Here is a 1,120-nt window from a genome sequence, read left to right as displayed (position 1 = left end):
GGCAAGTAACGAAATCGTTCCTAAACGCTTGTATTCATAATCTCTGCTGAAGGTTTTATAATTCTCATCCGGTGGAAGATCCTCATAAGTATTTGCTGTAGCCTGTATACCCGGCTTCTCATCATATGAGAGAACGTGAACAATTTGACCATCTTTGGCAAAGGGTAGCAGCTGACCATCTTCATCGAACTGCATTGATAAATGCTTATAGACCAAGAGAACATTGTGCATCTTCTGATCAAAGTCAGGATCTCGCTTCCGGCAGTAATACTTTATCTTGTTAGGCTTAATATCTGCCTCTTCAAGTATCGTCCGAACCTTTGACTGACTTATAGTGGAAAGTCTTATGTGACCGGACTCTTCGGCAACCTTATTTATGTGTTTCGTTAGAAGAGCCCTTGTCCATACTTCGGCTGAATATCCAAGTTCTACAGGTTTTTGGCAAGCGATATTTATAATCCATGCTTTTTCATCATCAGTAATCTCTGCGTTGCGACCGCGACCGGGAGCATCCAAAAGGGCATTTTCAACACCACCTTCTTTGAATTTTTTAAGACAAAGCATAATGCTACACCTGTTGATGCCTACTTTATCTGCGATTACATCAATAGCTACACCTTCTGCCTTAAGGAGCAATATTCTTGCTCGACAAACGGTTTGAGCCTGAATAGTTCGTGAACGTGTTTGTGATTTGAGATATTCTCGTTCCTCTGACGTTAATGTTATTGCGGTTGTTTTTCTACCCATGATTTTTCCTCCATATGTACTATATGAATATTATATCATGGAACGCTTATTTAATCGAGTTATTTAGAAACTTTTATACTAGCTGCTCAACGATTTCATTCAGATAATCCGGTACATACTCTGTGTTTGTTGTGATCTGCACCCCGCTCCATGCGATTTCTGCATTAATTTCCTCAATCTCCGCGGTGATTTTTTCGTAAAGCTTGTAACGGAACTTTTCGGTAGCCTTCTTCCATACCTGGGTATACTTGTTTGCGTTTGCTTCAAACTTGGAGCCGTCGATGTAGATATGTTGCAGATCCACATGCTCCTCGTTAAAGATAGCATGATTGATGTCGTTAAAAATGTTTTCAATCTTATCTTGAAGTATTTT

Annotated in this window: 1 protein-coding gene and 1 pseudogene; both read right to left on the bottom strand. The window is 39.8% G+C overall.

The genetic code is table 11. The annotated features are described in order from the left end of the window. Positions 1-747: IS630 family transposase (locus tag HMPREF0381_RS14155; protein ID WP_008752695.1), on the bottom strand; the 747-nt coding region annotated here is incomplete at its 3' end. A gap of 76 nt (positions 748-823) precedes the next feature. Next, a pseudogene (locus tag HMPREF0381_RS15095) lies at positions 824-1,120 on the bottom strand (IS1182 family transposase); the annotation flags it as partial.

This window comes from Lachnoanaerobaculum saburreum DSM 3986, from assembly GCF_000185385.1.
In the GTDB taxonomy this organism is placed as follows: Bacteria; Bacillota; Clostridia; order Lachnospirales; family Lachnospiraceae; genus Lachnoanaerobaculum; species Lachnoanaerobaculum saburreum.
Note: the sequence above shows the minus strand (reverse complement) of the source record. Positions and strands in the feature narration are given on the sequence as shown.